This is a genomic window from Alteromonas sp. 5NS40-0096, assembly GCF_057544385.1.
In genome coordinates this window covers 439,027-461,270 of the sequence record NZ_BAAJLQ010000004.1, presented here as the reverse complement: position 1 = coordinate 461,270, position 22,244 = coordinate 439,027, and the positions used below count along the sequence as shown (strand labels likewise).

Below are 22,244 nucleotides of genomic sequence, written 5' to 3'. Positions count from 1 at the left end.
AAAAGGGCGCGAAATGATAACAGAAAAGATTTTAAAACGATAGGCAATTTATGAATTAATTTTGAACAATCTGCCCTTCTGGTTAAGAAGTTGGTGCAAACGTTTAAAAATCAATGTTTAGGGGAGTAAAAAGCGATTAAGCGCCTTCTGTAATCGCAGACTATCTATGGGTTTTGTCAGATAATCATTCATTCCAGCCATGATACACTTTTCACGCTCTCCTTGCATCGCATTAGCGGTTAACGCCACAATTGGTATCTTATACGCTGTATCACCGAGTTTACGTATTGCTTCGGTGGCTCGATATCCATCCATAACAGGCATTTGGCAATCCATAATAACTAAATCGTAAGGTTTGTGGCGGGTGACTGCATCCAATACCATTTCCACACTTTCTGAGCCATTGCATGCAATATGGGGTTCAATACCGTATAGCGAGAGTTGTTGTGTAATGACAAGACGATTAATTTCGTTGTCCTCTACGACCAACACTTTTTTTCGCTCGAAACGCCTGCTCTCCAATTCACTATCTTCTTCGGTTTTGAGGACGCCGCTATTTGCCACACTTTCACTATCGACTAAGGGTAATTGCAGTGCCACAACAAACTTTGAGCCTTCCCCGAGAATTGAATGCAATTTAACGCCGCCATTCATTAGTTCGGCGATTTGCGCCACGATAGACAACCCTAAACCAGTCCCTCCAAAGTGGCGCGTGGTTGCTTCGTCTGCTTGTTGAAACGGCGAAAAAATTTTCGATTGCCGGCCCGGTTCGATCCCAACACCCGTGTCTTCTACAATGAGTTGAATTAGCACACCGCTGTCCCTTTGTTTTAAGGCTTTTGTCGACACGGACACTATGCCCTTTTTAGTAAACTTTATGGCGTTGTTAAGTAAGTTACTGGCGATTTGAGCTAGACGAACCGCATCACTCAGTACATGTACACCGTGGGTTGCAGATAAATCCCAACGCAACTCCAGCGCTTTCTTTTTGGCGTCGGTAAGATAAAGTTCAATTTGCGCGAGGAGCAATTGGTTGAAGTCGACGGGCGCTGATTCTAAATCAAGATGGCCATTATCAATTTTTGAAAAATCGAGAATATCATTGATTATTCGCAATAAGTGCCCTGCACTTGATTTAGCCAGAGCAACATAATCTCGTTTTTCAGGCGTCGCTGCTTGCGCTGAGATGATGTCTAACATGCCAATAATCCCATTCATCGGCGTGCGAATCTCGTGACTCATATTGGCCAAAAATTGGCTTCTAGATTGCAATGCCTTTTCTGCTTCATCGCGGCGGCGTTCGAGCTCTCTATTGATTAAAACCCGTTGTGTCATATCCTGAGTGGCGCCCAGCACATGAACGACGCCGTCAATGTCAGTAATCGATGTGAATCGAGTGAGCAAACACAAACTTCGGCCATTCTGTGTAATGACTTCGGTCTCCAATGTCCACGGAGACTGTGAAATGTTCACGTCACTGAGCGCTTCTTCAAAGCGGTGCTTGTCGCGAATGTCGACAAAAAACTCACTCAAACTTGTGGGTGTCGCCTCGAAGTTTACGTCAACTTCCAACATATCTCTTAAGGTGGGCGACCACACGCATTGCTCTGTGCCATGAATAAACTCCCATGTCCCCACACCCGCCAAATCAGACGCTTGGTCGAACAAAGCTTGGTTTCGGCGGATAATGAGCTGCTGGTCGATGATCGCATCAATCGCGCTTTGTCGGCTGAGTTCTGCGCCAATCCATTCTGCGAGTAATGTTACATAGGCAATGGCTTCAGCAGAAAAAGGGGAACCTAAAGGTTTTTTGGAACAAAAGTTTACCGTGCCAAAGCGCTCGCCATTAACCACCAATACCATACCGATATAAGCGTTTAAGCCAACTGTTTGATAACAAGGATGTTGGGCAAATTCTGAGCCTTCGACCCGATGCACAGCGACAACGCTATTGGCCATCAATGTCTGATGGCAATAAGTTTCATTCAAAGGGAAACTCGTTCCCCTTTGAACCGAGTTATCGGGACTGACCGCCAGAAAGATTTGGTAATCATTTCCCTCAACCTTGCTGACAATACCAATATCGAGTTCAAGCACATCGCAGCCAACCGCCAGTAACCTGACGATTCTCTCTTCAAACGAGAGGGCTATATTGTTTGTCACCTCGTTCAGCGCGGCGATCAATTTCATAACCTAGCTTACGTCCCCATACAGTGATTGAACGGTTTTGATAACTGGGAGCCCTAATTAATCTGTTAGTAATTAAGCGCCAGTATGCCAATAAAGTAAGTGTAGACGGTGAATGTAAGCTTGGGTATTGATGGGGTAAAATAGCCAGGCCCAACCAAAAACAAACGAGGTGGCAGACCTGGTCGACGGCGTTTATTTGCTGATCACTATCTCAAATTGGTCAGCCGTCTCGGTTGGTTCAAGGGAAATGATGTAGTTAGCGTCTTCCGTTAAGCCAATCAAATCGGTTCGGTCTAGTAGTAAAGTTTCCTCATTTTCTTCGTATACAGCGATGATCTCGTAATAATCAGCCGGCAGCGTCTCAGCGTCGGCCTCGCCAAATTCTACATTGGTAACCCGATACTCGGCGGTCTCGATGGTTTCGTCTTTGCGCACAAGGTAAAAATCAACAGCATCATAATCTGGTACCGTATTGACGAAGTTAATCGTTTTGTCATACGACTGAGGTAAACCGCTCTCAATAAACGTAGCGGCTTTTAACTGTGAGCCATCGTAGTAAACGACAATCGCTTTACTCTCTCCTTGATTTAATGTGACGAGTTGGTTGGTTAGGTCTTGCTCCGCTTCAGACGATCCGGCGTTGAGTTGATAATCCCCGAAATCCACTTCAATGAAATCAGTCAACGTGCCTTCTGCAATCGTTACAGGAGCATTATCAGAGGTACCGTCTAAGGCAAACTGAATACCACTGTCGAAATTCGTACTGTTGTATACCCGATACTGAGAAGAAGCATCGACATCAGTAACGGAGGTTGGAGTTGAGGAATTTAACACTATGTCTACTGCAATTCCGGTTTGAATCGCACCAGCAAGGTCGCGGATAGCAAGTACATATTCGGTATCAAACTGAAAATCGATTGTTGGTGATTCAAACACCACGTCTGTCTCACCTGGTAAGGTCAAATAAATGGTGTACTCACCTTCGTCGAAATCATCGCTGTCTTCATCACCATCCCAATAGTCATATTCGGTTAACGTGTCGTGCTCTACAGTTCCTAACAAGGTTGCCGCTTCGAAAGGTTCGCCAGAATCACTCATGTAGATGTCATACTGGGCTTCATTCGCCGTCACTGTAATCGCCATCAAACGGAAATGATCGACCAATGTTTCTCGCTCAAAGGTGTATTCGTTGATTCGAGGATCGGCAAAATCGCCACTCAGTATGACAAGGTTTTTCTCGCCATCGCGCAACGTCGTTGTCAACGTATCGACAACCACCTCTTGGTCGTCCGCATCAGTGCGAATGAATTCAAAGCTGTAGTCATCACTCGTAACCGTATACAACGCCGTAGTGTCTGCAAACTGAGCCGTACCAAAGTTGGCTCCTTCGTCTTCGCGCATGGTAACGGTCGCGCCATTGGGAGACGCGTTGTAAAACTGAACATAGGCAGAGGTATAGTCTGTATCTTCACTATCACTACCACCACAGCCGAATAATACTGCGCTGGTGAGTGCGAGTGTTGTAAGGCGAAAAGATAAACATTGCATGAGTATGGAATCCTTAAAAACTAATCGAAATGCGAAATTGAGGTCATCAATATCACGTAAGGTTCCTTATCAAACGTCGTATTTACAAAGCTTTACATTCACTGACGAAAGTTGACATTTGTTTGCACATTTACGGGCTTTACAGGCGTATTTAACAAGACATAGAGGCACAAAAAAAGGGCCACTGAGGCCCTTTTTCTAGTCACGAAAAGGTTTAGAAACGATATTGCGCACTAATGCGTGCGTTTAGCGGTTCACCAGTCGTAATGTTGTTGTCGTTGTGTGCTGCAGGGAAGTAATCTTCATCAAACAGGTTTTCAACGTTTAACTGAATCGTTAGGTCTTCACTGTAGTTGTAATAAACAGCAGCGTCTACGCGAGCAAAATCAGGCAACTCAACATTGTTGCTCAGCGATGCATATTGTTCAGACTGATAGATGAAACCTAGGCCAGCGCTCCAATCGTCGTTAAGCGTGTACTTGCTCCAAACGGTATACATATGTTCTGGTAGCTGCGCCAACTCTTGTCCATCGAAACCGCCGTTGCCAGAAACTCTTGTTTGGTTACCGTCAAGGTTGCTGTAGCCGACTGTGATCTGCCAAGCTTCAGTGATGTTACCCACTAACTGTACTTCAAAACCGGTTGTTTCTGTGCCTGTTAGTACCGCAGTTTCAGGATCATCTGGATTTACCGCTGCGCCGTTCTCGCGGTCAACTTCAAAATAAGCAGCAGTCAGGCTTAATGCGTCACTGATGTTCCACTTAACACCGACTTCTCTATTTTCAAACTCTTCAGCTTCTAGTGCTTGAGACGTTAGAGACAGGGTTAAGAACTGGTCACCCGAGCGTGGCAAGAATGATTTGCTGTAGCTTGCATAGATAGACACATCTTCAGATGGCTTATAGATTAAACCAACACGAGGAGAAACTTCTGTGTCATCACTGCTAAGGAAACCATTGTTACCATCATCTGCGCCGTCGTTAACTTCGATAGTATCCACTACGTCGATATCAAAGCTGTCATAACGCAAGCCTGCAACCAAAATCCAGTTGTCAGTTAGTTTGATCTCATCTTGTACAAATGCCGATGTGAAAGTCACGTCAGAAGCACGGTCACGAACCGGTGCAGTCAAGGTGAATTCTGGGATCACTAATGGATCCGAGAACAAGAATGATTGTTGATCGTCGCTAGTAGCAGTGAAGAAGTTATCTAGGCGTGCATTTTCTGTATCTTGCTGGCCATATTCTGCACCAACAAGTACAGTGTGCTCAAAACCAGCCGCTTCGAACTGACCAATTACATTGAATTGAAGTAGCAAGTTTTCACGCTGCGTGGTATCGCGATAGCCATCTAGAGTTACCATGTTGGTCGTATCGTCAAAGCCTACTGGGTAAAGGTTTTGATACTCTTTGTCATAATCTGCGTACTGCGCAGTAGCATTGATAGACCACTCAGAATTCAACTGATGGTCAACACGTACACGTGCAATGTGAGCTTCTAACTGAGTGTTGTTGAAGCCTGGGGCACCGAAGAAAGTATCATCAAATCCTTCAAGAGGCGCACCATTAAGTGAAGGCACACCACGGTCAACAACACGGTCATCGTTTACATACTCGTAAGACGCATTAACCATAGTGTCATCGCTGATTGCCCATGTGTAGGTTGGGTTAACAGCAAAACGCTCGCCGTCTTTAAAATCACGGTGATTTTCAATGGTGTCAAAAACCGCATTCAATCTAACTGCATTGTTATTATCAATGACTTTATTCGTGTCGACTGCGATGCTGCTAGCGGAGAAAGTATCGATGCCAGCATTTAGTGTTGTGAAATCACCTGAAAAGTCAGCTGTTTTCGTCACACGGTTGACGATACCGCCACCGCCACCACGGCCGAACAACAAGGCATTCGCACCACGAAGTACTTCGATGCGTTCAATGTTGTAAAGTGGACGGAAATACTGAACGTCATCACGCAACCCGTCTACGAAAAAGTCTGCTGTCGTGTTTTGACCGCGAATTGTCAATTGGTCACGATGGTCTTCACCTTGGCCAATACTTACGCCAGGCGTGTATTGCATAACATCAGCTACACTGAACAATGCCTGATCAGAGATTTGCTCTGCACTGATGATCGAAGCTGACTGAGGTACGTTAAGTAGTAGCGTAGGCGTTTTTATCGCATCAGCGACTTGCTGGCCAAAGAATGCGCCGCGGATGGTAATACGCTCAACATCACCTTCGCCGTAGCTTACTGCTGCATCATCAGCCAGTGCGACAGCACTTGCACCTGTCAAAGCTAATAGCATTGACGTGTGTAGTAGTGTTTTTTTCAAGGGAGTGTCCTCGTTTTTCTGTGTGTTCTTAAATTTCGGCGCTAATACTAACGATTCTCATTTGCTTTTTTAAGTTAATTTTTCAGAAAATTTAGATTAATTGATTTACGTCAAAAGAAAAACGCGTCAAAAAAACACAAAAAGCTAATTAATTACAATCAGTTACACTGATTAAGAGAGTATTTTCGAGGCTAAAGAAAAGCACAAAAAGAAATAGCTTAGAAGGATCTATGATTAAGAAGAGAAAAGAAAGTGATGGAAAAACCACCACCTCTTCACAAAGTTATGATCGCTACAATGCACGCTGACGGACAATTTCGTACAAACAAATGCCAGTCGCAACAGAAACATTCAGGCTAGAAACACTGCCCGCCATCGGTAATTTTACCAAGTCATCACAGTGTTCACGAGTTAAACGACGCATGCCTTTACCTTCCGCGCCCATGACCAAAGCACACGGCCCCGTCATTTTGACTTCGTACAAACTCTGAGTGGCTTCGCCCGCAGTACCCGTTACCCAAACGCCTCGTTCTTGCATGTGTTTCAGCGTTCGCGACAAATTAGTCACTTGGATCAGTGGGGTGGTTTCCGCCGCACCACAAGCAACTTTGCGTGCTGTCGCGGTTAGCCCAGCAGATTTGTCTTTTGGTACGACTACAGCGTGCACGCCTGCAGCGTCAGCCGTGCGTAAGCATGCGCCTAGGTTATGAGGGTCAGTCACACCATCCAAAACCAACAAGAAAGGTTGGCTTTGACTATCGAGAATGACATCTAGATCGTTTTCATCAAGAGGCTTTGCCGGTTTTGCACGAGCAACTACACCTTGATGCTGTTCACCTGAGACTTTGTCGTCTAGCACTTTGCGCTGACAAAACTGGATACTAATACCGAAGCGTCGCGCTTGATTAACAATCGTACTCAGCCTCTCGTCATTACGACCTTTTAATACGAATACTTCAATAACGCGTTCTGGTTCGCGCTCCAATACCGCTTGCATCGCGTGCAAGCCATACAGCCACTCTTGCTGTGCCATTACCGTTTCTTGCCTTTTTTAGATTTAGGGGGACGTTTTTTTGAAGACCTATCGTCTTTTGCCCCTCGAGATTTACGTTTATCTGTTGGACGCTCCGTTCTTCCTTCGCGCCCTTTGCTGCCACCTTTGCCTTTTGCCGTTTTTTTACTGACAGTACGAACCGTGACCTTTTTACCTTTTTTTCCTTTTAACAGCGCGCCATCGATCACCAAATCAATTTTGCGTTCATCAAGGTTGACCGCGACCACTTTTACCGTCAATTGGTCGCCCAAGCGGAAGCTATTATGGCCAGACTCTCCCATCAAAGCTTGCTTCACATCGTCGTAATGATAATAGTCGTCATCCAAAGACGTGATGTGTACCAGGCCATCGATATGATATTCAGTTAACCTCACAAACAGGCCAAAATTAGTCACCGAGGCGACAACACCTTCAAAGCTCTCGCCGACGCGATCAAGCATAAACTCACACTTAAGCCAATCGGCTACGTCTCGTGTCGCATCATCTGCTCGTCGCTCAGTGGTGGAACATTGCTCACCGAGCTGCTCGATTTCTTCCACCGTGTATGTTTTTCCACCTGTCGTTTTTTGCTTTTGTTTTTTCAGTATTGCTTTTATTGCTCGATGAACAACTAAGTCGGGGTAACGACGAATCGGCGATGTGAAATGGGCATATGCATCTAACGCTAAACCAAAGTGCCCAATGTTATCCCCCTCATAAACTGCTTGCTTCATAGAACGCAGCAACATAGTTTGAATCAGTTCATAATCCGGTCGGTTATTGGTTTTATTTACCACGTCTGTAAAGTCGGCAGGTGTCGCTTCGTCAGTAATACGATGAGGCACACCAATTTCACCGAGATAAGCGATAAAAGCAGACAAGCGGTCAGCATCAGGCTGGTCATGAATTCGGAACAGTGCAGAAGCTTGGTGCTTTTCTAACATTTTAGCGGCACTGACATTCGCCATGATCATGCACTCTTCGATCAGCTTATGTGCATCGTTGCGCACCAAAGGCACGATATTTTCAATTTTACGCTGAGCATTAAACACAAACTTACTCTCTTGTGTTTCAAACTCTATAGCGCCACGCTGCAATCTGGCTTTTTTCAGTGAACGATACAATGCATACAGATTACGCAAATGAGGAACGTGTTCTTCGTAGCGTTTGTGAAGTGCTTTGTCACCTTGCAGAATTTGCCAAACTTTAGTGTAGGTCAACCTAGCGTGACTATTCATCACCGCTTCGTAAAACTGAAATTCTTCCAATTTGCCCGAAGCAGAAATAGTCATTTCACAAACCATGCACAAGCGATCCACTTCCGGGTTGAGAGAACACAACCCGTTAGACAGTAATTCCGGTAGCATAGGAACAACTTGGTCTGGGAAATACACTGAGTTGCCGCGGTTCAATGCTTCTGTATCTAGCGCGGTACCGGGTCTAACATAGTAGCTTACATCTGCGATGGCCACCCAGAGTTGCCAACCACCATCATCTAAGGGCTCACAGAATACGGCGTCATCGAAATCTCTGGCATCTTCGCCATCAATGGTGACCAAAGGGAGCTGGCGCAGGTCAATTCTGCCCTCTTTAGCTTGATCGGGTACCTCTTCCTTTAAACGCGAAACGGCACGTGTCACGCCTTGAGGCCACTCATGAGGAATATCGAAAGTCCGCAGGGCCATTTGAATTTCCATCCCAGGGGCCATGTGCTCTCCGAGCACTTCAACAATTTTACCCACTGGGTTCACTCTGCGCCGCGGACGCTGCGTAATTTCCACTACGACCACATGACCCAACCTAGCGCCCATTGTGTGTTCGGGTGGAATGACGATTTCTTGGTTAATTCTACTGTCATCCGGTACAACAACCGCAAACCCATGTTCGATAAAGAAACGACCGACGATAGGTTCGGTTCTTGGCGTGACGATTCCGATAACGTTCGCTTCTTTTCTACCTCGGCGGTCAGTCGCACCAATTCTTGCCTCGACAATATCATCGTGCAATAGAGTTTGCATCTGACCTTGGCCAATATACAAATCGCCAGAATTATCTTCGGGGCGCAAGAAGCCAAAGCCATCACGATGACCAATCACACGCCCGCGAATGACAGGTTCGCTGCCAGTGGCCAAGACGTACTTTTTGTGTTTGTTAAACAGTATTTGCCCTTCTCGCTCCATCGCGCGAAGACGACGTTGAATACCTATACGACTGTCTTCATCAAAGGCATTGACTAGGTTGCAAATGTCGAGAAAGGACAAAGGTTTCCCGTGCTGAGTGAGTATCTCTAACAAATACTCACGGCTAGCCACCGGGTTTTCATACTTTTCCTTTTCACGCTGATAATGCGGGTCCTTACTCTTCATTCGGTGTACCAAAATATTAAAGGAGAATCTAAACTGCGCTTAGTATAACAGCTACGAGCCCAAAAAAACCGCGACTTCACAGTCAATTACCCGTGTTTTTATGGGAAACGATCACTGAAACGTCATATTTACGATTTATATTGATTACATATTCAATGAAAAAGTGAACCGCGATGGACAGAAGGCGATTTCTAAAACTAAGCTCAGCAGTGAGCACGGGACTTGTAATCAGCACACAAATGTATGGTTGCTCATCCAAACACTTTGTGTTGCCAGAAAACCAAGTTGAATTTAACCACGGCGTAGCGAGTGGTGACCCAACGCAATCGGCAATAGTCTTGTGGACGCGTGCGACACCCGTAAATAGCCAAGACACGCAGGTTCATCTGGTTTGGCAATTAGCCAAGGACAGTAGTTTTACCCAAATTGTCCGAGAAGGCAGCGCTCAAGCTTCAAAAGTCACAGACTACACAGTGAAAGTCGATGTACGCGATCTCGAGGAAAATCAAGCGTATTATTATCGATTTATTACTCAGAAGAATTCCAGTGTTACGGGCACCACCCGCACTTTGCCCAAAAGTACTGTAGAGCAAGTGAAGCTGGGAATTTTCTCTTGCTCCAACTACCCGGCAGGCTTCTTCAATCCATACATGGCAGCGTCACAAGACAGTGAGATTGATGTCGTGCTTCACTTGGGTGATTATATTTACGAATACTCAAGTACAGGTTATGCCACTGAAGATGCACAACGCCTTGGTCGCACTTTTGACAAAGACAATCAGGGAGAACTGTTTACACTTGATGACTACCGCAAACGCTACGCAACATATCGCACCGATAAAGGCTTGCAAGCGCTGCATCAAGCCAAACCCTTCATCGTTGTCTGGGATGATCATGAAGTTGCCAATGATACCTACAACGAAGGCGCGGAAAACCACAATGAAGGCGAAGGTGATTTCTTTGCGCGCAGAGCGGCCGCCGTGCAAGCCTATTATGAATGGCTGCCAATTCGTCCCCCAATGGGCGACACACAGCCTCACATTTATCGCACGTTTGAATTTGGTGATTTGATCGCACTACATATGTTAGATACTCGTGTCATCGGTCGTGACAAGCAGCTGAACTACGGGGACTACCGCAATACTGAAACCGGCGAATTTGATACCGATGGGTTTGTTAGAGATATGTCTGACGCCAGTCGCTCTTTGCTTGGTTCAGAGCAACGTGATTGGCTCATCAATCAGGTGAAGAAAAGCCCTTCCCACTGGCAAGTACTTGGTCAACAAGTATTGATGGGTAAAATGCACTATCCCGCTGAGATCTTTGCCGGTCAAAATCGTGAGAAGATCCCTCAAACTATTGAACAACTTGTCGGTATTAAACAAAAACAACTCAAAGGCGAGACGCTGTCTGACGTCGAAACAAAACGACTCACTACGACAATGCCATACAATCTTGACGCCTGGGACGGATACCCCGTCGAGCGCGAGATGATTTACGGCTCAGCAAAGCAAGCGAATAAGCAACTGGTCGTATTCGCTGGCGATACACACAATGGTTGGTGTAGCGATTTGGTTGATAACAACGGTGAGATTAGAGGTATTGAGTTTGCAACCGCCGGCGTGTCGTCACCAGGTATCGAGAGTTATCTTAAACTGAGTGACGATACCGCGAAAAATTTGTCGCAGGCTCTGCCTCTGCTGATCAAAGATTTGACCTATTGTAACCTCCACCAACGTGGTTACCTAACGGTGACATTCACTCGAGAAGAGGCACAAGCTCATTGGTACTATGTTGATACCATCAAGTCGGAAGATTTTGTCATCGCAGATGAGCACACGGTCACGTTTCAAGGCTAATTTTGCCTAGCTGACGCTTTGATTAATGCCCGCTCTTGCTCTGTCGCAAGGTGGGCATCCCACCACGCTAATCTCGGCGCCATTAACTTAAACCACAACGGTGGGATCAGCGTCACTAACATACAACCCAAGTACCCTGAAGGAAGGGTTGGTGAATCAGGCATCGCAGTCAATTGATAGAAAGGCACATGTCCGTGGGCATGATGGTGAGAGTGACGCGACAAGTTAAACATGCTCCAAGAGCTTATTCTCCGATTGGTATTCCAAGAGTGCCTTGGTTCAACGCGCTTACTGGCATCTCTCACTAATCCGTAATGTTCCATGTAATTGACGATTTCCAACATTGTTTTTGCCCACAAACCGCAGACAACAAAGAATACTGCCCCCCACAATCCCGCCATCCAAATAGACCATACGACTAAAACCAAACTCATCGCATACCCTCGAAGGCACACGTTGGCTACAGAAAACATCGGTAATTGTCGTTTTGCCAATCGTTTTTTTTCAATGTTCCACGCACTGATATTGCCACCAATCGTAGACAATACTATGTGTTGATATACGTTTCTTCCTCTGGGTGCGCTGGCAGGATCGCTCGGTGTTGCCACCCAGCGATGGTGATTATAGACATGCTCAATAGAGAAATTACTGTCAAAGCTAAACGCTAACAACCAACGCCCGATAACCAGTGACGCCTTGTCGTAGGTACGATGGATCAGCTCATGTCCAGTGACTGTGCCCAATGTCGAAAGCATTAAGCCGATATAAGGAATGGCAGCGAGCTTTTGCCATAGCGAGGTATTGGCTTTTGCTACATTAAAATCAAAACCGGTCAACGTTGTCAGTGCCGCTCCCATACCAAACACGTCGTCCGGGCTAATCTGCCACAGGCCCGCGCATAGCAATAAAAATGTTAGCGGCAACGCGCAGTGCAGCAAAAACACTAAGATATTCTCGTGATGAAAGTTAGGCTCAGATAAATCGTCACCTAAAAACAAATCGCCCAGCACTATGATGCTGGACGTCACAACGAATGTGATAGGAATTGCCATGCCGCCGACAAATACACTGCTGATGGCCGCCAATGCAAAACAATGAAACAAGGTAAACTTGAGGTAGTGAAGCACTCGCTAGTCCTCCATCATTTCGATGCTGATATCAGACATGGGCGTACTTTGGCACGTTAAGATTACGCCTTGAGCTTGTTCATCCGGGTCAAGCACATAATCGAAATCTACCAGTGGACGAATGTTTCCCGACGTCAATTTGCAACGACACGTACGACAACTGCCTACCTGACAGCTAAAAGGTATGTCGATACCATTACTCAATGCGCCGTCGAGTATGGTTTGGCCTTTTTCTACATCAAACGTCTCATCACCGAAGCTCACTAGATTAGTCACACTTATTCTCCTTGCAGCCTAATTGGCAGTGTAAGCGTCGCAGGTAAACAGCAGTGTTTTCTGATTGACAAAAAGGGAGCATTAATTGACATTTGTTAATGAAACCAGTGCCCAAAGAGAGATCGGAGTGGTATTTATCTGTGCGGAATGGTGTAACACGTAAATCGAGAATGGCATGCAATATCAAGGTTCAAAGCAAATACGCGCACCACTTCACTACTTACAAATCGCCTATATGGTTTTGCAGCAAAAGGGCGTTGACGGTGATAAGTGGTTGTCAAAAGCCGGACTCACCTTTAACGACGTTATGCTCAATCAGAAACAAATTTCAATGTCGAGCTTTATCGATTTGGTCAGTGCTGCCAGCACCTTGTCCAACACGCCTCATATTGGCCTTGTGATAGGCCAACAACTCACGCTACAGCATCATGGTGTAATGGGGTTAGCCATGCAAAATTGCCTCACCCTCCGTGAAGCACTAGCGGTTATGCACCGCTATCTCATCACGCGAACGCCACTTTTTATGCTCGACTACGGTATCTCTGATGACGCAGTGAATGTGACTTTGCTTCCTCAAATGGATTTAGACGACGCCAATAAGTTGATCAGTGAAATCATCGTCAAAAGTACCTACCAAGCATTAATGCAGCTCAGTGAAAGTCGGTTTACTATCGACGTATTTTTCCCTTTTCAAGCGCCGAAATATCAGGACAAAGCCGCTTCATTTTTCTCAGGTCGTCTTTTGTATCAGCAGGATCGATTAGGACTTCGATTCCATCGTTCGCAACTTGATACTCCCTTAAAGTCAGGAGACCCACAAGGATTCTTGGCAGCTCAACAATTCTGTGAAATGGAAAAAGCACAACTCAACAAAGCGGTAAATCTGGTTGAGAAAGTACAGGGGATACTGTTTGCAGCGAATTTCGATATTCCTACTCTTGAAGACATTGCGAGAGAGTTATCCATGACACCTCGTACGCTGCACCGTCAATTGCAAAAACTCGGAACGCAGTACAAAACGCTGCTTTGCCAAGTTCGCCATCAAAAGGCCAAAACAGGCCTTCAAAATGGTCAAAAGATAGAGAGCGTTAGCCTGCAACTCGGCTATCAAGACGTCGCGAGCTTCCGGCGAGCCTTCCACCAATGGCAAGGTTGCTCTCCATCACACTATAAAAAGCAATCGGCAACAAACGACGCCGCCGATTGATACCAGTTGCCGTTTAAGCTTCACTGTCCATAGGTATATGAGAACTCGATACCATAGAATCGCGAATGTATCGTGTCTGTTCAGCGCCGGCGCCTAGGTTGACAACCCGTCCTAACTATTAAGAGGACGCCTTGCTTTACGCACTGCTTTTGGATGCATAAGCTGACCCAATTTATCAAGACACATCGCAATTTTGGCGTGAGTGGCTTTGTCATCGGTAATCGCGTTGTACAACCAATGATAGGCATCTTCATAATCATAAGGGCTGCCATAACCGTCGATAAATAGCTCAGCTAACTGTATCTGTGCCTTCAGGTTACCCAATGCACTCGCTTCTCGTAGATACACCACAGCACGCTTCTTGTCTGTTTGCACTAGCGTGCCATTGGCAAAGTAGCGCCCTAACTGCTCAAGGGCTGCGGGGAACCCTTGCTCAGCCGATTCCACGATGAAATCGATGCCTCTAACGGGTTCAGCATCAACACAAACGCCCCAGGCCAGCATATCACCCCATAGAAATTGGTACGCCGGCACTTTTAACACTTCCGCTCTCGCTTCTATGTCTTGTACAAGCTGGCAGCGGTCGAGTACGACACGGTCTAAGTGTTCATTCTTATTGATGAGACGAATCAACTCGTCTTGAGTATAGAGCTGTACCGCTTTTAACTCTTGGCTCAAAGCACTGCTAGAGAAGCCCACGAGCAGTAGGCTAAATACGGGGAAGAAAAGTCGAAGCATCGCCATCATCTCTCTAGAAAACTAAAAAAAATCAATTCTAGTAGTTAGTATCGGCAAATACAGACAAAAGATAAATGTTCAATTTAGCTTAGACGTCAGCGCCGATGCCACTTGCCGTGCGTGATCCGCCACATCGATTCCTAAATCAGTAAGATAACCGCCATCAGGTTGGGTAATTAAGCCCTTTTCGTATAGCCGCTCAGCAGCTAATACCATGGATTGGCTTGCGTCGTGGTGTATTTTTAATCCTTGCATAAGACTTTGCGTAGGGAATTTGAGAAGAAGATTCAGTTCGTCAGTTTTGTCCTGATTAAATGCCATACTGCCCTCTTTGGATGAGTTATCATTATTTTATGAAAATAAACCTTATCAGCACATCCGAAGGAAAAATAGTCGTTTCGACTGATCGGACATCGCGGGAAATTGGTATACTCTACTCAAAAGACTAGCCCGTGGACCTCACTCATTCAAATGAAATACAAAGATTTACGTGATTTCATCGCTCAGCTTGAAGCTAAAGGCGAACTAAAACGCATCAGTATGCCCATCGACACTGAGTTGGAGATGACAGAGATCGCCGACCGTACACTGCGCGCAGGCGGCCCCGCACTGTTGTTTGAAAACCCCAAAAACAGTGACATGCCTGTATTAGCGAATTTATTTGGTACACCTCAGCGCGTCGCTATGGGCATGGGTCAAGATTCAGTAGAAGCACTGCGAGAGGTCGGCAAACTACTTGCGTATCTCAAAGAGCCTGAGCCACCAAAAGGGTTGAAGGACCTCTGGTCGAAAATCCCGGTTTTCAAACAAGTACTGAACATGCCGGCCAAAGAAGTTCGCAAAGCGCCATGCCAAGAAGTTGTCTTAACCGGAGACGATGTCGACCTCACTAAGTTACCGGTGCAACGCTGTTGGCCGGGTGATGCTGCCCCCCTTATCACATGGGGCTTAACTGTTACCAAAGGCCCGCACAAGAAACGCCAGAATCTCGGTATTTATCGCCAGCAAGTGTTAGGCAAAAACAAACTTATCATGCGCTGGTTATCCCATCGTGGAGGCGCACTCGATTTTAGAGAATGGTGCCAAACCCATCCCGGCGAGCCTTACCCTGTCTCGGTAGCACTAGGCGCTGACCCTGCCACTATTCTTGGCGCCGTCACACCAGTACCAGATACGTTATCCGAGTACGCTTTCGCCGGCTTGCTTCGCGGTGATAAGACAGAAGTCGTCAAATCCGTCAGCAATGATTTGCAAGTGCCAGCAAGTGCAGAGATCGTACTCGAAGGGTACATTGCCCAAGATGAAACTGCACCTGAAGGGCCGTACGGCGATCACACTGGGTATTACAACGAAGTCGACGAGTTTCCAGTTTTCACTGTTACTCATATTACGCATCGCAAAGACCCCATCTATCACAGTACTTATACGGGTAGGCCGCCTGATGAACCCGCAATTTTAGGCGTTGCGTTGAACGAAGTCTTCGTGCCGATTCTGCAAAAGCAGTTCCCCGAAATCGTTGACTTCTATCTCCCTCCCGAGGGGTGTTCGTATAGGATGGCTATCGTAACAATGAAAAAGCAATATCCCGGTCACGCTAAGCGGGTCATGATGGGGGTATGGTCATTCTTGCGCCAGTTTATGTATACCAAGTTTGTGATTGTTTGTGACGACGATGTCAATGCCAGAGATTGGAATGACGTGATATGGGCAATTACAACACGTATGGACCCGGCGCGAGACACAACAATGATCGAAAACACACCCATCGATTATCTCGATTTCGCGTCACCGGTATCCGGTCTTGGTTCAAAAATGGGGATGGATGCGACCAATAAAATGCCAGGAGAGACAGATCGAGAATGGGGCGAGCCCATAGTCATGGACGACGCTGTCAAATCCAGGGTGGATGACATCTGGGACCAGCTTGGTATCATGAAATAATCAAAGTTTCGCAGACAATGCATCTGTGAATCAGAAGTAAGACGCACACTAAAGAAGATAAAGCATGTCACAATTTGAATGTCAGGTAACCGATATATCACCACTAACGGAAGTGGTATACAAAGTAGAGCTAGCACCAGCTGAGTCCATAGAGTTTGAAGCGGGACAATACATCATGGTGCACATGGGAGAGAACGATAAACGCCCGTTCTCGATTGCGAATGCAGCCTACGACAATAAACGTATAGAACTCCATATCGGCGCTGATGAAAGCAACACTTACGCTACTGAAGTGCTAGACAAAATGAAGTCCGAAGGCAAGGTCACTCTGAGCGGCGGACACGGCCACGCGCATTTACGCGATGGCGCGATGCCAAAAATTGTTATTGCCGGAGGCACAGGTTTTTCTTACGCCTACTCAATCGTACTGCAAGCACTTCACAATGATCCCAATGCCAATGTGACACTTTATTGGGGGGCCAAGCAAAAAGCCGATTTGTATCTGTTCGATGAGATTTCGGGATTAGCACAAAAACATAAGCATTTCAGTTTTGTTCCGGTTGTAGAAGAAGCGGACGAAAACTGGCAAGGAAAAACGGGCTGGGTTCACCATGCCGTGCTCGATGATGTTGCCGACTTTTCGAGTGTCCAGGTCTATATTGCAGGTCGATTTGAGATGGCTAAGACGGCTAGAGCAGATTTTACGGCGAAAGGCCTAGCGCTCGAAAATTTATTCGGAGATGCTTACGCTTTCATCTAAAAATCGAGAATAAACATGAAAAAGTCACCCTTTCTGATTGCTGCTTCCATACTGCCGTGTTTTGTAGCCGCTGATCTTGAATACAAAGATCAAAAACAACTGCACGATATTGCCGATGCCATATCACCGGCAAATATCGAGAAAGACATCAGAAAGTTGGTGAGTTTTGGCACTCGACACACACTTTCCGAAACCCAATCCGACACTCGCGGCATCGGTGCCGCACGGCGCTGGATTGCCGAGGAGTTCGAACGCATATCAGCTGACTGTGGCGGGTGCTTAGAAGTGTACTTCCAAAGCGCAACGTTTGAGGGTGAAGCGCGTATTCCCAATGCCACCGAAGTGGTAAACGTCATAGCAGTACAAAAAGGCACGAGCGATCCCAATCGATACGTCATTATGTCGGGGGATATTGATTCTCGCGTCTCCGACGTAATGGACTTTACCTCTGACTCTCCTGGTGCTAATGACAATGCGTCAGGTGTTGCCGGCACGCTTGAAGCCGCTAGAGTACTGTCTAAGTACAAGTTTAATGGCAGCATTGTTTATGCAGCGCTATCTGGCGAAGAGCAAGGCCTATTTGGTGGGAGAATACTCGCCGAACAAGCCAAAGCTGATGGTTGGCGGCTCAAAGCAGTACTTAATAACGATATGATCGGTAATATAGAAGGGGTAAATGGTGTCATCAATAACACCACGGCCCGTATTTTTGCTGAGGGAACCAGAGTATTAGAAACGCCCGATGAAGCTAGGTACAGAAGGTTTACAGGTGGTGAAGTTGACTCACCAAGCCGCAACCTCGCCCGTTATATTGATTTAATGGCCGATAGATATATCGAGAATTTGGATACTATGGTCATCTATCGCTTGGACCGCTTCCGTCGAGGTGGTCATCACAGGCCGTTCAATGATTTAGGCTTCCCAGGTATCCGGATAATGGAAACCAACGAAAACTATAATCGCCAACACCAAGACCTACGCACAGAAAATGGTATCGAGTATGGCGATACCATAGACGGTGTTAACTTCGAATACGCTGCCAAGTTGACAGGTTTGAACGCTGTGAGCTTGGCTGGAATGGCTTGGGCGCCTAATCCGCCAGCGAAGGTGGAGATCAGTGGCGCTGTGCAACCCTCCACAACGCTGAAATGGGCGAAAGCGGATGAGATGACCAACCCAAACCTGGCGGGATACAAAATCTATTGGCGTTACACAGATGCCCCTCAATGGCAGTTCAGTCGCTTTGTCGGTGATGTCACAGAGTTCACGCTAGACAACGTAGTTATAGACAACTACTTCTTTGGTGTTGCCAGTGTCAGCAAAGCAGGCTTCGAAAGTCCAGTTGTATTCCCTGGGGCCGCTGGTAGCTTCGGCGACTAAGGCGCCAACGCTGTATTGGGATGAAAGACACGAGCTCACAAGCGACAAAGCAATGCGTTTGTGAGCACTCTCTGCTAAGCTTCTGATAACTCGATGCTTTACATAAAGGATTTATCATTGAGGTTCATGCTAATAAGTTTAGTAACGTTATTTATCACTCTGTTACCAGCAGCCAATGCTGCGGACTCACCGACGCTTAAATTCGTCTCGACGCCAATACCGACTCTCGTGTCTAATAGTACAGACGAGGCGCGATTGCAATCGATTATTGCCCGTGCATTTTCACACAGCGATATTGAAGCCGAATTTACGATTGCGCGTCGCGCGTTTGTTGGAAGTGGCTTAATTTCCGGAAAATATGACGGCCATTTTGCGATGGCAGGTTTTGATGAACAAAGCGATAAGTTTCTTTACTCTGCACCTATCATACAATTGAATCTGTTTTTGGTCAGCAAAGACACCAAAGCTACCACTATCAGCTCTTTCGCAGATCTGGAAGACGCGCGGGTTGGTATCCTAAATCGCCATGCTTTTAATCCTTTGATAAGAAGCTATTCGGGTGTCAAATGGTCAAGAAATCCAACCCTTGCCGACTTGTTCAAACAACTCGGTGACAAGCGCACTGATTTCGGTTTACTCGACAAATTAACTATCGACGAGCTCAATTTACTGCTGTCGGCACAACACCAAGAATTACTCACGCTGTCTCCTGTTCCGCTGGTCAGATCTAGCTATGTACTATCAATAAATCGAACTACACCCAACGCCGCGCAGTTGTTAGAACAATTCAATAAAGCCATCACCGAAATGCGAGCGTCGGGCGAAATCGATAAAATATTAGATACAGTAGACGGCCATTCCAATAGATCTTCGTTACTCAACCCAAGCCAGTATCAAAGAACGTTAAACCGTTGGTAAGCGCTTCAATAATTACAATAATCATCCGCCGACATAGAGAACACCATGGCCAAACCAAACACTGAAAAAAGCACGCTGTGGACGTTGCTCGCTGATCATAAACCCAAACGCAAACAATTTGTCGTGATGACGTTGTTAGTTTTGATCGCGACGGCTTTTGAATTAGTGATCCCACTTTATAGTAGTCATCTGGTGGATAGTATTAGTGCATCAGGTCTTGATTATTGGATTATTGCAAGCCTTATTGCTCTCGTGCTCATCGCTGCGGTAAGTGAAGGAATACTCGGTTGGTATGGTGCGAGATTAGGCGAAGACGTCAATTTGAGCTTGCGGTATTCTCTCATTGGACGCGTACTTAACGCTCAGCAAAGTACCATGAATCAGCAGCACAGTGCCGAACTAAGTGCACACATTGCCAATGACTCAATGTCGATAAAGTCAATATTGGCAGAGGACTTAATTGGGCTACTAAGCGGTGTTATTTCCTTAATTAGTGTCATCATCGTGATGTCTATCCTTGATTGGCGTCTAACTCTAGTACTCGTCACTTGTGTGTTGGTTGGGTTTGTCATTATCACGCCGCTCGCACTTTCTATGCAAGGCATTGGTCTTGCAGTTCAAAATGCCGAGGCTAATCTAATCAGCCAGACTACCGATTGGTTCAGAAGCAGCAAACTAGTTCGAGCTCACAATGGTGCAACCGATATTTTGAAGCAAGGTGATGTACTGCTTGCCAATAGCTACAAACATGCAATGCGCCAGGCAAAAGTGCTCGCTATGATTGGGCCGATATCCAATCTGGTATTAATGATGAGCATGGTAGCGATTTTGGCTTGTTCTGCCTATTGGATTGCTAATGGATCATTAACCTTAGGCACGGTAACGGCATTTTTGATGTATCTGTTTGGTCTCGCATTCCCACTAATGGCGATGGGAATGTTTTTTAGCCGATTGCAAAGAGCCATGGGCGCCTCGGTGCGCTTACAAGAAATCAGCCAATTTCCTATTGAAGCCAATACTGGTAACAGGACGCTCGAAGACATTCGCAGTTTAAGAACAGATAGTCTTTCTTTTTCCATTGACGAACACACGATTCTTAACAATGTGACAGTGTCTTTTTCAGACGTTGGGATGACTGTAATCGTGGGAATGAGTGGCAGTGGTAAGTCGACCTTAATTCAGCAATTACTGGGGTTTTACCAACAAACACAAGATGCCATTTATGTGAATGACTTACCCATGTCAGATTATAACCTGTTGTCGGTCAGGCATCACATGGCTTGGCTTGACCAAGAACCCAAACTTTTCTGTGCCAGTATCCGTGACAATCTCACCCTTGGGCTTGTTGAGATACCTGATGACACGACTATCATCGCAGCCCTAGGCCAGGTTGGCTTGGGAAAGTGGTGTGACAAACTCGATAACAACCTTGATACGCTGCTAACCGAGCAGCTACAACAACTATCTGGGGGAGAAAAGCAACGATTTGCCTTAGCAAGGGCATTGCTTCGCAAACCCAAGGTGCTCATTATGGATGAGCCAACTTCCGCATTAGATAAGGACAATGAAGCCAAATTGATGGGCTTGATTCGCGAAATGGCGAAAGACATCAGTATCGTCATGGTCACTCACAATAAGGCGTTAATATTACCGACTGATACGGTCATCGAACTGGATAGTGGACGTGTGACTCCGGCGGTGAAATGATCCCTAAAAATTAGTCTGTTCGGCACTATCGCCTGATAATCTTGGCATAAATGGCGGCATCAAAGAATCGTTCGTGCTTGAAAATAGCCTGTTTAAACCTGCCCTCAAGTTCGAAACCTGCCTTAGCAACGACACGTTCAGATTGGGAATTACCGGAGAATATAGTAGCGAATATTCGGACTAAATCAGTTTGGGTTCGGGCTACTTCTAACATAGCGTCAACGGCCAAAGGAACAATACCTTTGCCCCAATACGCTTTATCGAGCCAATAACCTATCTCTCCTGATCGAGCGTACTCAAAAACACCTGGTTTAATACCAATACACCCTACCAATGTGCCATCAAACTCAATTGCCCTCACCAAGGCCTGCTTACTTCCTGTAGTCACCCACCACTTTGCATCATCAAGCGAGTATTGATTGGGAATTTTGCTGGACAAATAATAGGTTACTTCGGGTGTGTTTAGAATGCGAACTAAGTCCTTGATATCGGAGTCGATAAACTCCCTCAAACGCACCATAACTTATCTCCTTGTAACTGCCCTAGTAACAGTTAACTCTACCGTCATTACCCATTAAATTCGAGTAAAATCAGGTACATTTAGTCCTGATACTCGAGCGCTGCCATGCCTTCGACTTTGTAACGTGTCTTGGTTTTATATGGTATCTCTGGATTCGAGACTACAGGGGCTTTGAATAATGAAGGTATCAATAGTTGTTAACGAGGTCTCAATACCAAAGAAATGGAACAAGCCAAGGTAAAATAGACAAGCTACTGCCATCGTTATGAAGAGTCTAGCGTGTTGACGGCGACTTCTCATGAAGTGATAAAGAGGTGCTTCCATACCCGCTCCTTGGGCAAT

General features: G+C 46.1%; 18 protein-coding genes. 7 read left to right on the top strand and 11 right to left on the bottom strand.

What is annotated here, in order from left to right; all coding sequences use genetic code 11:
- Positions 1–117: 117 nt before the first annotated feature.
- The 5 genes from AC27G9_RS14735 to rnr form a co-directional block, all read right to left on the bottom strand.
- Positions 118–2,190 carry a GAF domain-containing hybrid sensor histidine kinase/response regulator gene (locus tag AC27G9_RS14735; RefSeq protein WP_487075195.1) on the bottom strand — a complete coding sequence of 691 codons (2,073 nt, stop codon included), beginning with the start codon at positions 2,188–2,190 and terminating at the stop codon, positions 118–120.
- Between the two features lie 192 nt (positions 2,191–2,382).
- Positions 2,383–3,738 (bottom strand): DUF4397 domain-containing protein, encoded by a 1,356-nt coding sequence (locus tag AC27G9_RS14730; RefSeq protein WP_487075194.1) that lies wholly within the window; start codon positions 3,736–3,738, stop codon positions 2,383–2,385.
- A gap of 214 nt (positions 3,739–3,952) precedes the next feature.
- The gene (locus AC27G9_RS14725) at positions 3,953–6,070 is read right to left on the bottom strand and encodes a TonB-dependent receptor (protein WP_487075193.1); all 2,118 of its coding nucleotides are present in this window, start codon (positions 6,068–6,070) and stop codon (positions 3,953–3,955) included.
- Positions 6,071–6,362: 292 nt separating this feature from the next.
- Positions 6,363–7,103 carry a 23S rRNA (guanosine(2251)-2'-O)-methyltransferase RlmB gene (rlmB, locus tag AC27G9_RS14720; protein ID WP_487075192.1) on the bottom strand — a complete coding sequence of 247 codons (741 nt, stop codon included), beginning with the start codon at positions 7,101–7,103 and terminating at the stop codon, positions 6,363–6,365.
- Complete coding sequence (gene rnr, locus AC27G9_RS14715; protein WP_487075191.1) at positions 7,103–9,469, bottom strand: ribonuclease R; 2,367 nt, start codon at positions 9,467–9,469, stop codon at positions 7,103–7,105. Before rnr ends, rlmB begins: the two co-directional genes overlap by 1 nt.
- Before the next feature lie 173 nt (positions 9,470–9,642).
- Between rnr and AC27G9_RS14710 the strand changes: the two genes are divergently transcribed.
- Positions 9,643–11,328, top strand: coding sequence for an alkaline phosphatase D family protein (locus AC27G9_RS14710; RefSeq protein WP_487075190.1), 1,686 nt, complete (start codon positions 9,643–9,645; stop codon positions 11,326–11,328).
- Here the strand turns inward: AC27G9_RS14710 and AC27G9_RS14705 are convergent.
- Both AC27G9_RS14705 and AC27G9_RS14700 read right to left on the bottom strand, forming a co-directional pair.
- Positions 11,325–12,455 carry an alkane 1-monooxygenase gene (locus tag AC27G9_RS14705; RefSeq protein WP_487075189.1) on the bottom strand — a complete coding sequence of 377 codons (1,131 nt, stop codon included), beginning with the start codon at positions 12,453–12,455 and terminating at the stop codon, positions 11,325–11,327. The genes AC27G9_RS14710 and AC27G9_RS14705 overlap by 4 nt on opposite strands.
- Positions 12,456–12,458: 3 nt before the next feature.
- A complete protein-coding gene (locus AC27G9_RS14700; RefSeq protein WP_487075188.1) occupies positions 12,459–12,731 on the bottom strand; it encodes a 2Fe-2S iron-sulfur cluster-binding protein in 273 nt (90 codons plus the stop codon).
- A gap of 175 nt (positions 12,732–12,906) precedes the next feature.
- Between AC27G9_RS14700 and AC27G9_RS14695 the strand changes: the two genes are divergently transcribed.
- Positions 12,907–13,938, top strand: coding sequence for an AraC family transcriptional regulator (locus tag AC27G9_RS14695; RefSeq protein WP_487075187.1), 1,032 nt, complete (start codon positions 12,907–12,909; stop codon positions 13,936–13,938).
- A gap of 111 nt (positions 13,939–14,049) precedes the next feature.
- Here the strand turns inward: AC27G9_RS14695 and AC27G9_RS14690 are convergent, their stop codons facing one another.
- Together AC27G9_RS14690 and AC27G9_RS14685 are read right to left on the bottom strand one after the other, a co-directional pair.
- Positions 14,050–14,676, bottom strand: a complete 627-nt coding sequence (locus AC27G9_RS14690; RefSeq protein WP_487075186.1) for a tetratricopeptide repeat protein — start codon at positions 14,674–14,676, stop codon at positions 14,050–14,052.
- Between the two features lie 78 nt (positions 14,677–14,754).
- Positions 14,755–14,997, bottom strand: coding sequence for a TIGR02647 family protein (locus tag AC27G9_RS14685; protein WP_487075185.1), 243 nt, complete (start codon positions 14,995–14,997; stop codon positions 14,755–14,757).
- A gap of 150 nt (positions 14,998–15,147) precedes the next feature.
- Between AC27G9_RS14685 and ubiD the strand changes: the two genes are divergently transcribed.
- From ubiD to AC27G9_RS14660, 5 genes are all read left to right on the top strand, one after another.
- Positions 15,148–16,617 carry a 4-hydroxy-3-polyprenylbenzoate decarboxylase gene (gene ubiD, locus AC27G9_RS14680; protein ID WP_487075184.1) on the top strand — a complete coding sequence of 490 codons (1,470 nt, stop codon included), beginning with the start codon at positions 15,148–15,150 and terminating at the stop codon, positions 16,615–16,617.
- A 64-nt stretch (positions 16,618–16,681) separates the two neighbouring features.
- The gene (fre, locus tag AC27G9_RS14675) at positions 16,682–17,377 is read left to right on the top strand and encodes an NAD(P)H-flavin reductase (RefSeq protein WP_487075183.1); all 696 of its coding nucleotides are present in this window, start codon (positions 16,682–16,684) and stop codon (positions 17,375–17,377) included.
- Between the two features lie 15 nt (positions 17,378–17,392).
- Positions 17,393–18,757 (top strand): M28 family metallopeptidase, encoded by a 1,365-nt coding sequence (locus tag AC27G9_RS14670; protein ID WP_487075182.1) that lies wholly within the window; start codon positions 17,393–17,395, stop codon positions 18,755–18,757.
- Between the two features lie 126 nt (positions 18,758–18,883).
- Positions 18,884–19,675, top strand: a complete 792-nt coding sequence (locus tag AC27G9_RS14665) for a substrate-binding periplasmic protein (RefSeq protein ID WP_487075181.1) — start codon at positions 18,884–18,886, stop codon at positions 19,673–19,675.
- Between the two features lie 45 nt (positions 19,676–19,720).
- Positions 19,721–21,382, top strand: a complete 1,662-nt coding sequence (locus AC27G9_RS14660; RefSeq protein ID WP_487075180.1) for an ABC transporter ATP-binding protein — start codon at positions 19,721–19,723, stop codon at positions 21,380–21,382.
- A 25-nt stretch (positions 21,383–21,407) separates the two neighbouring features.
- Here AC27G9_RS14660 and AC27G9_RS14655 read toward each other — a convergent pair whose 3' ends face one another.
- Both AC27G9_RS14655 and AC27G9_RS14650 read right to left on the bottom strand, forming a co-directional pair.
- Positions 21,408–21,902: a GNAT family N-acetyltransferase gene (locus AC27G9_RS14655; RefSeq protein WP_487075179.1), complete on the bottom strand. Its 495-nt coding sequence runs from the start codon at positions 21,900–21,902 to the stop codon at positions 21,408–21,410.
- A gap of 135 nt (positions 21,903–22,037) precedes the next feature.
- Positions 22,038–22,226, bottom strand: a complete 189-nt coding sequence (locus tag AC27G9_RS14650) for a hypothetical protein (protein WP_487075178.1) — start codon at positions 22,224–22,226, stop codon at positions 22,038–22,040.
- Between the last annotated feature and the right edge of the window lie 18 nt (positions 22,227–22,244).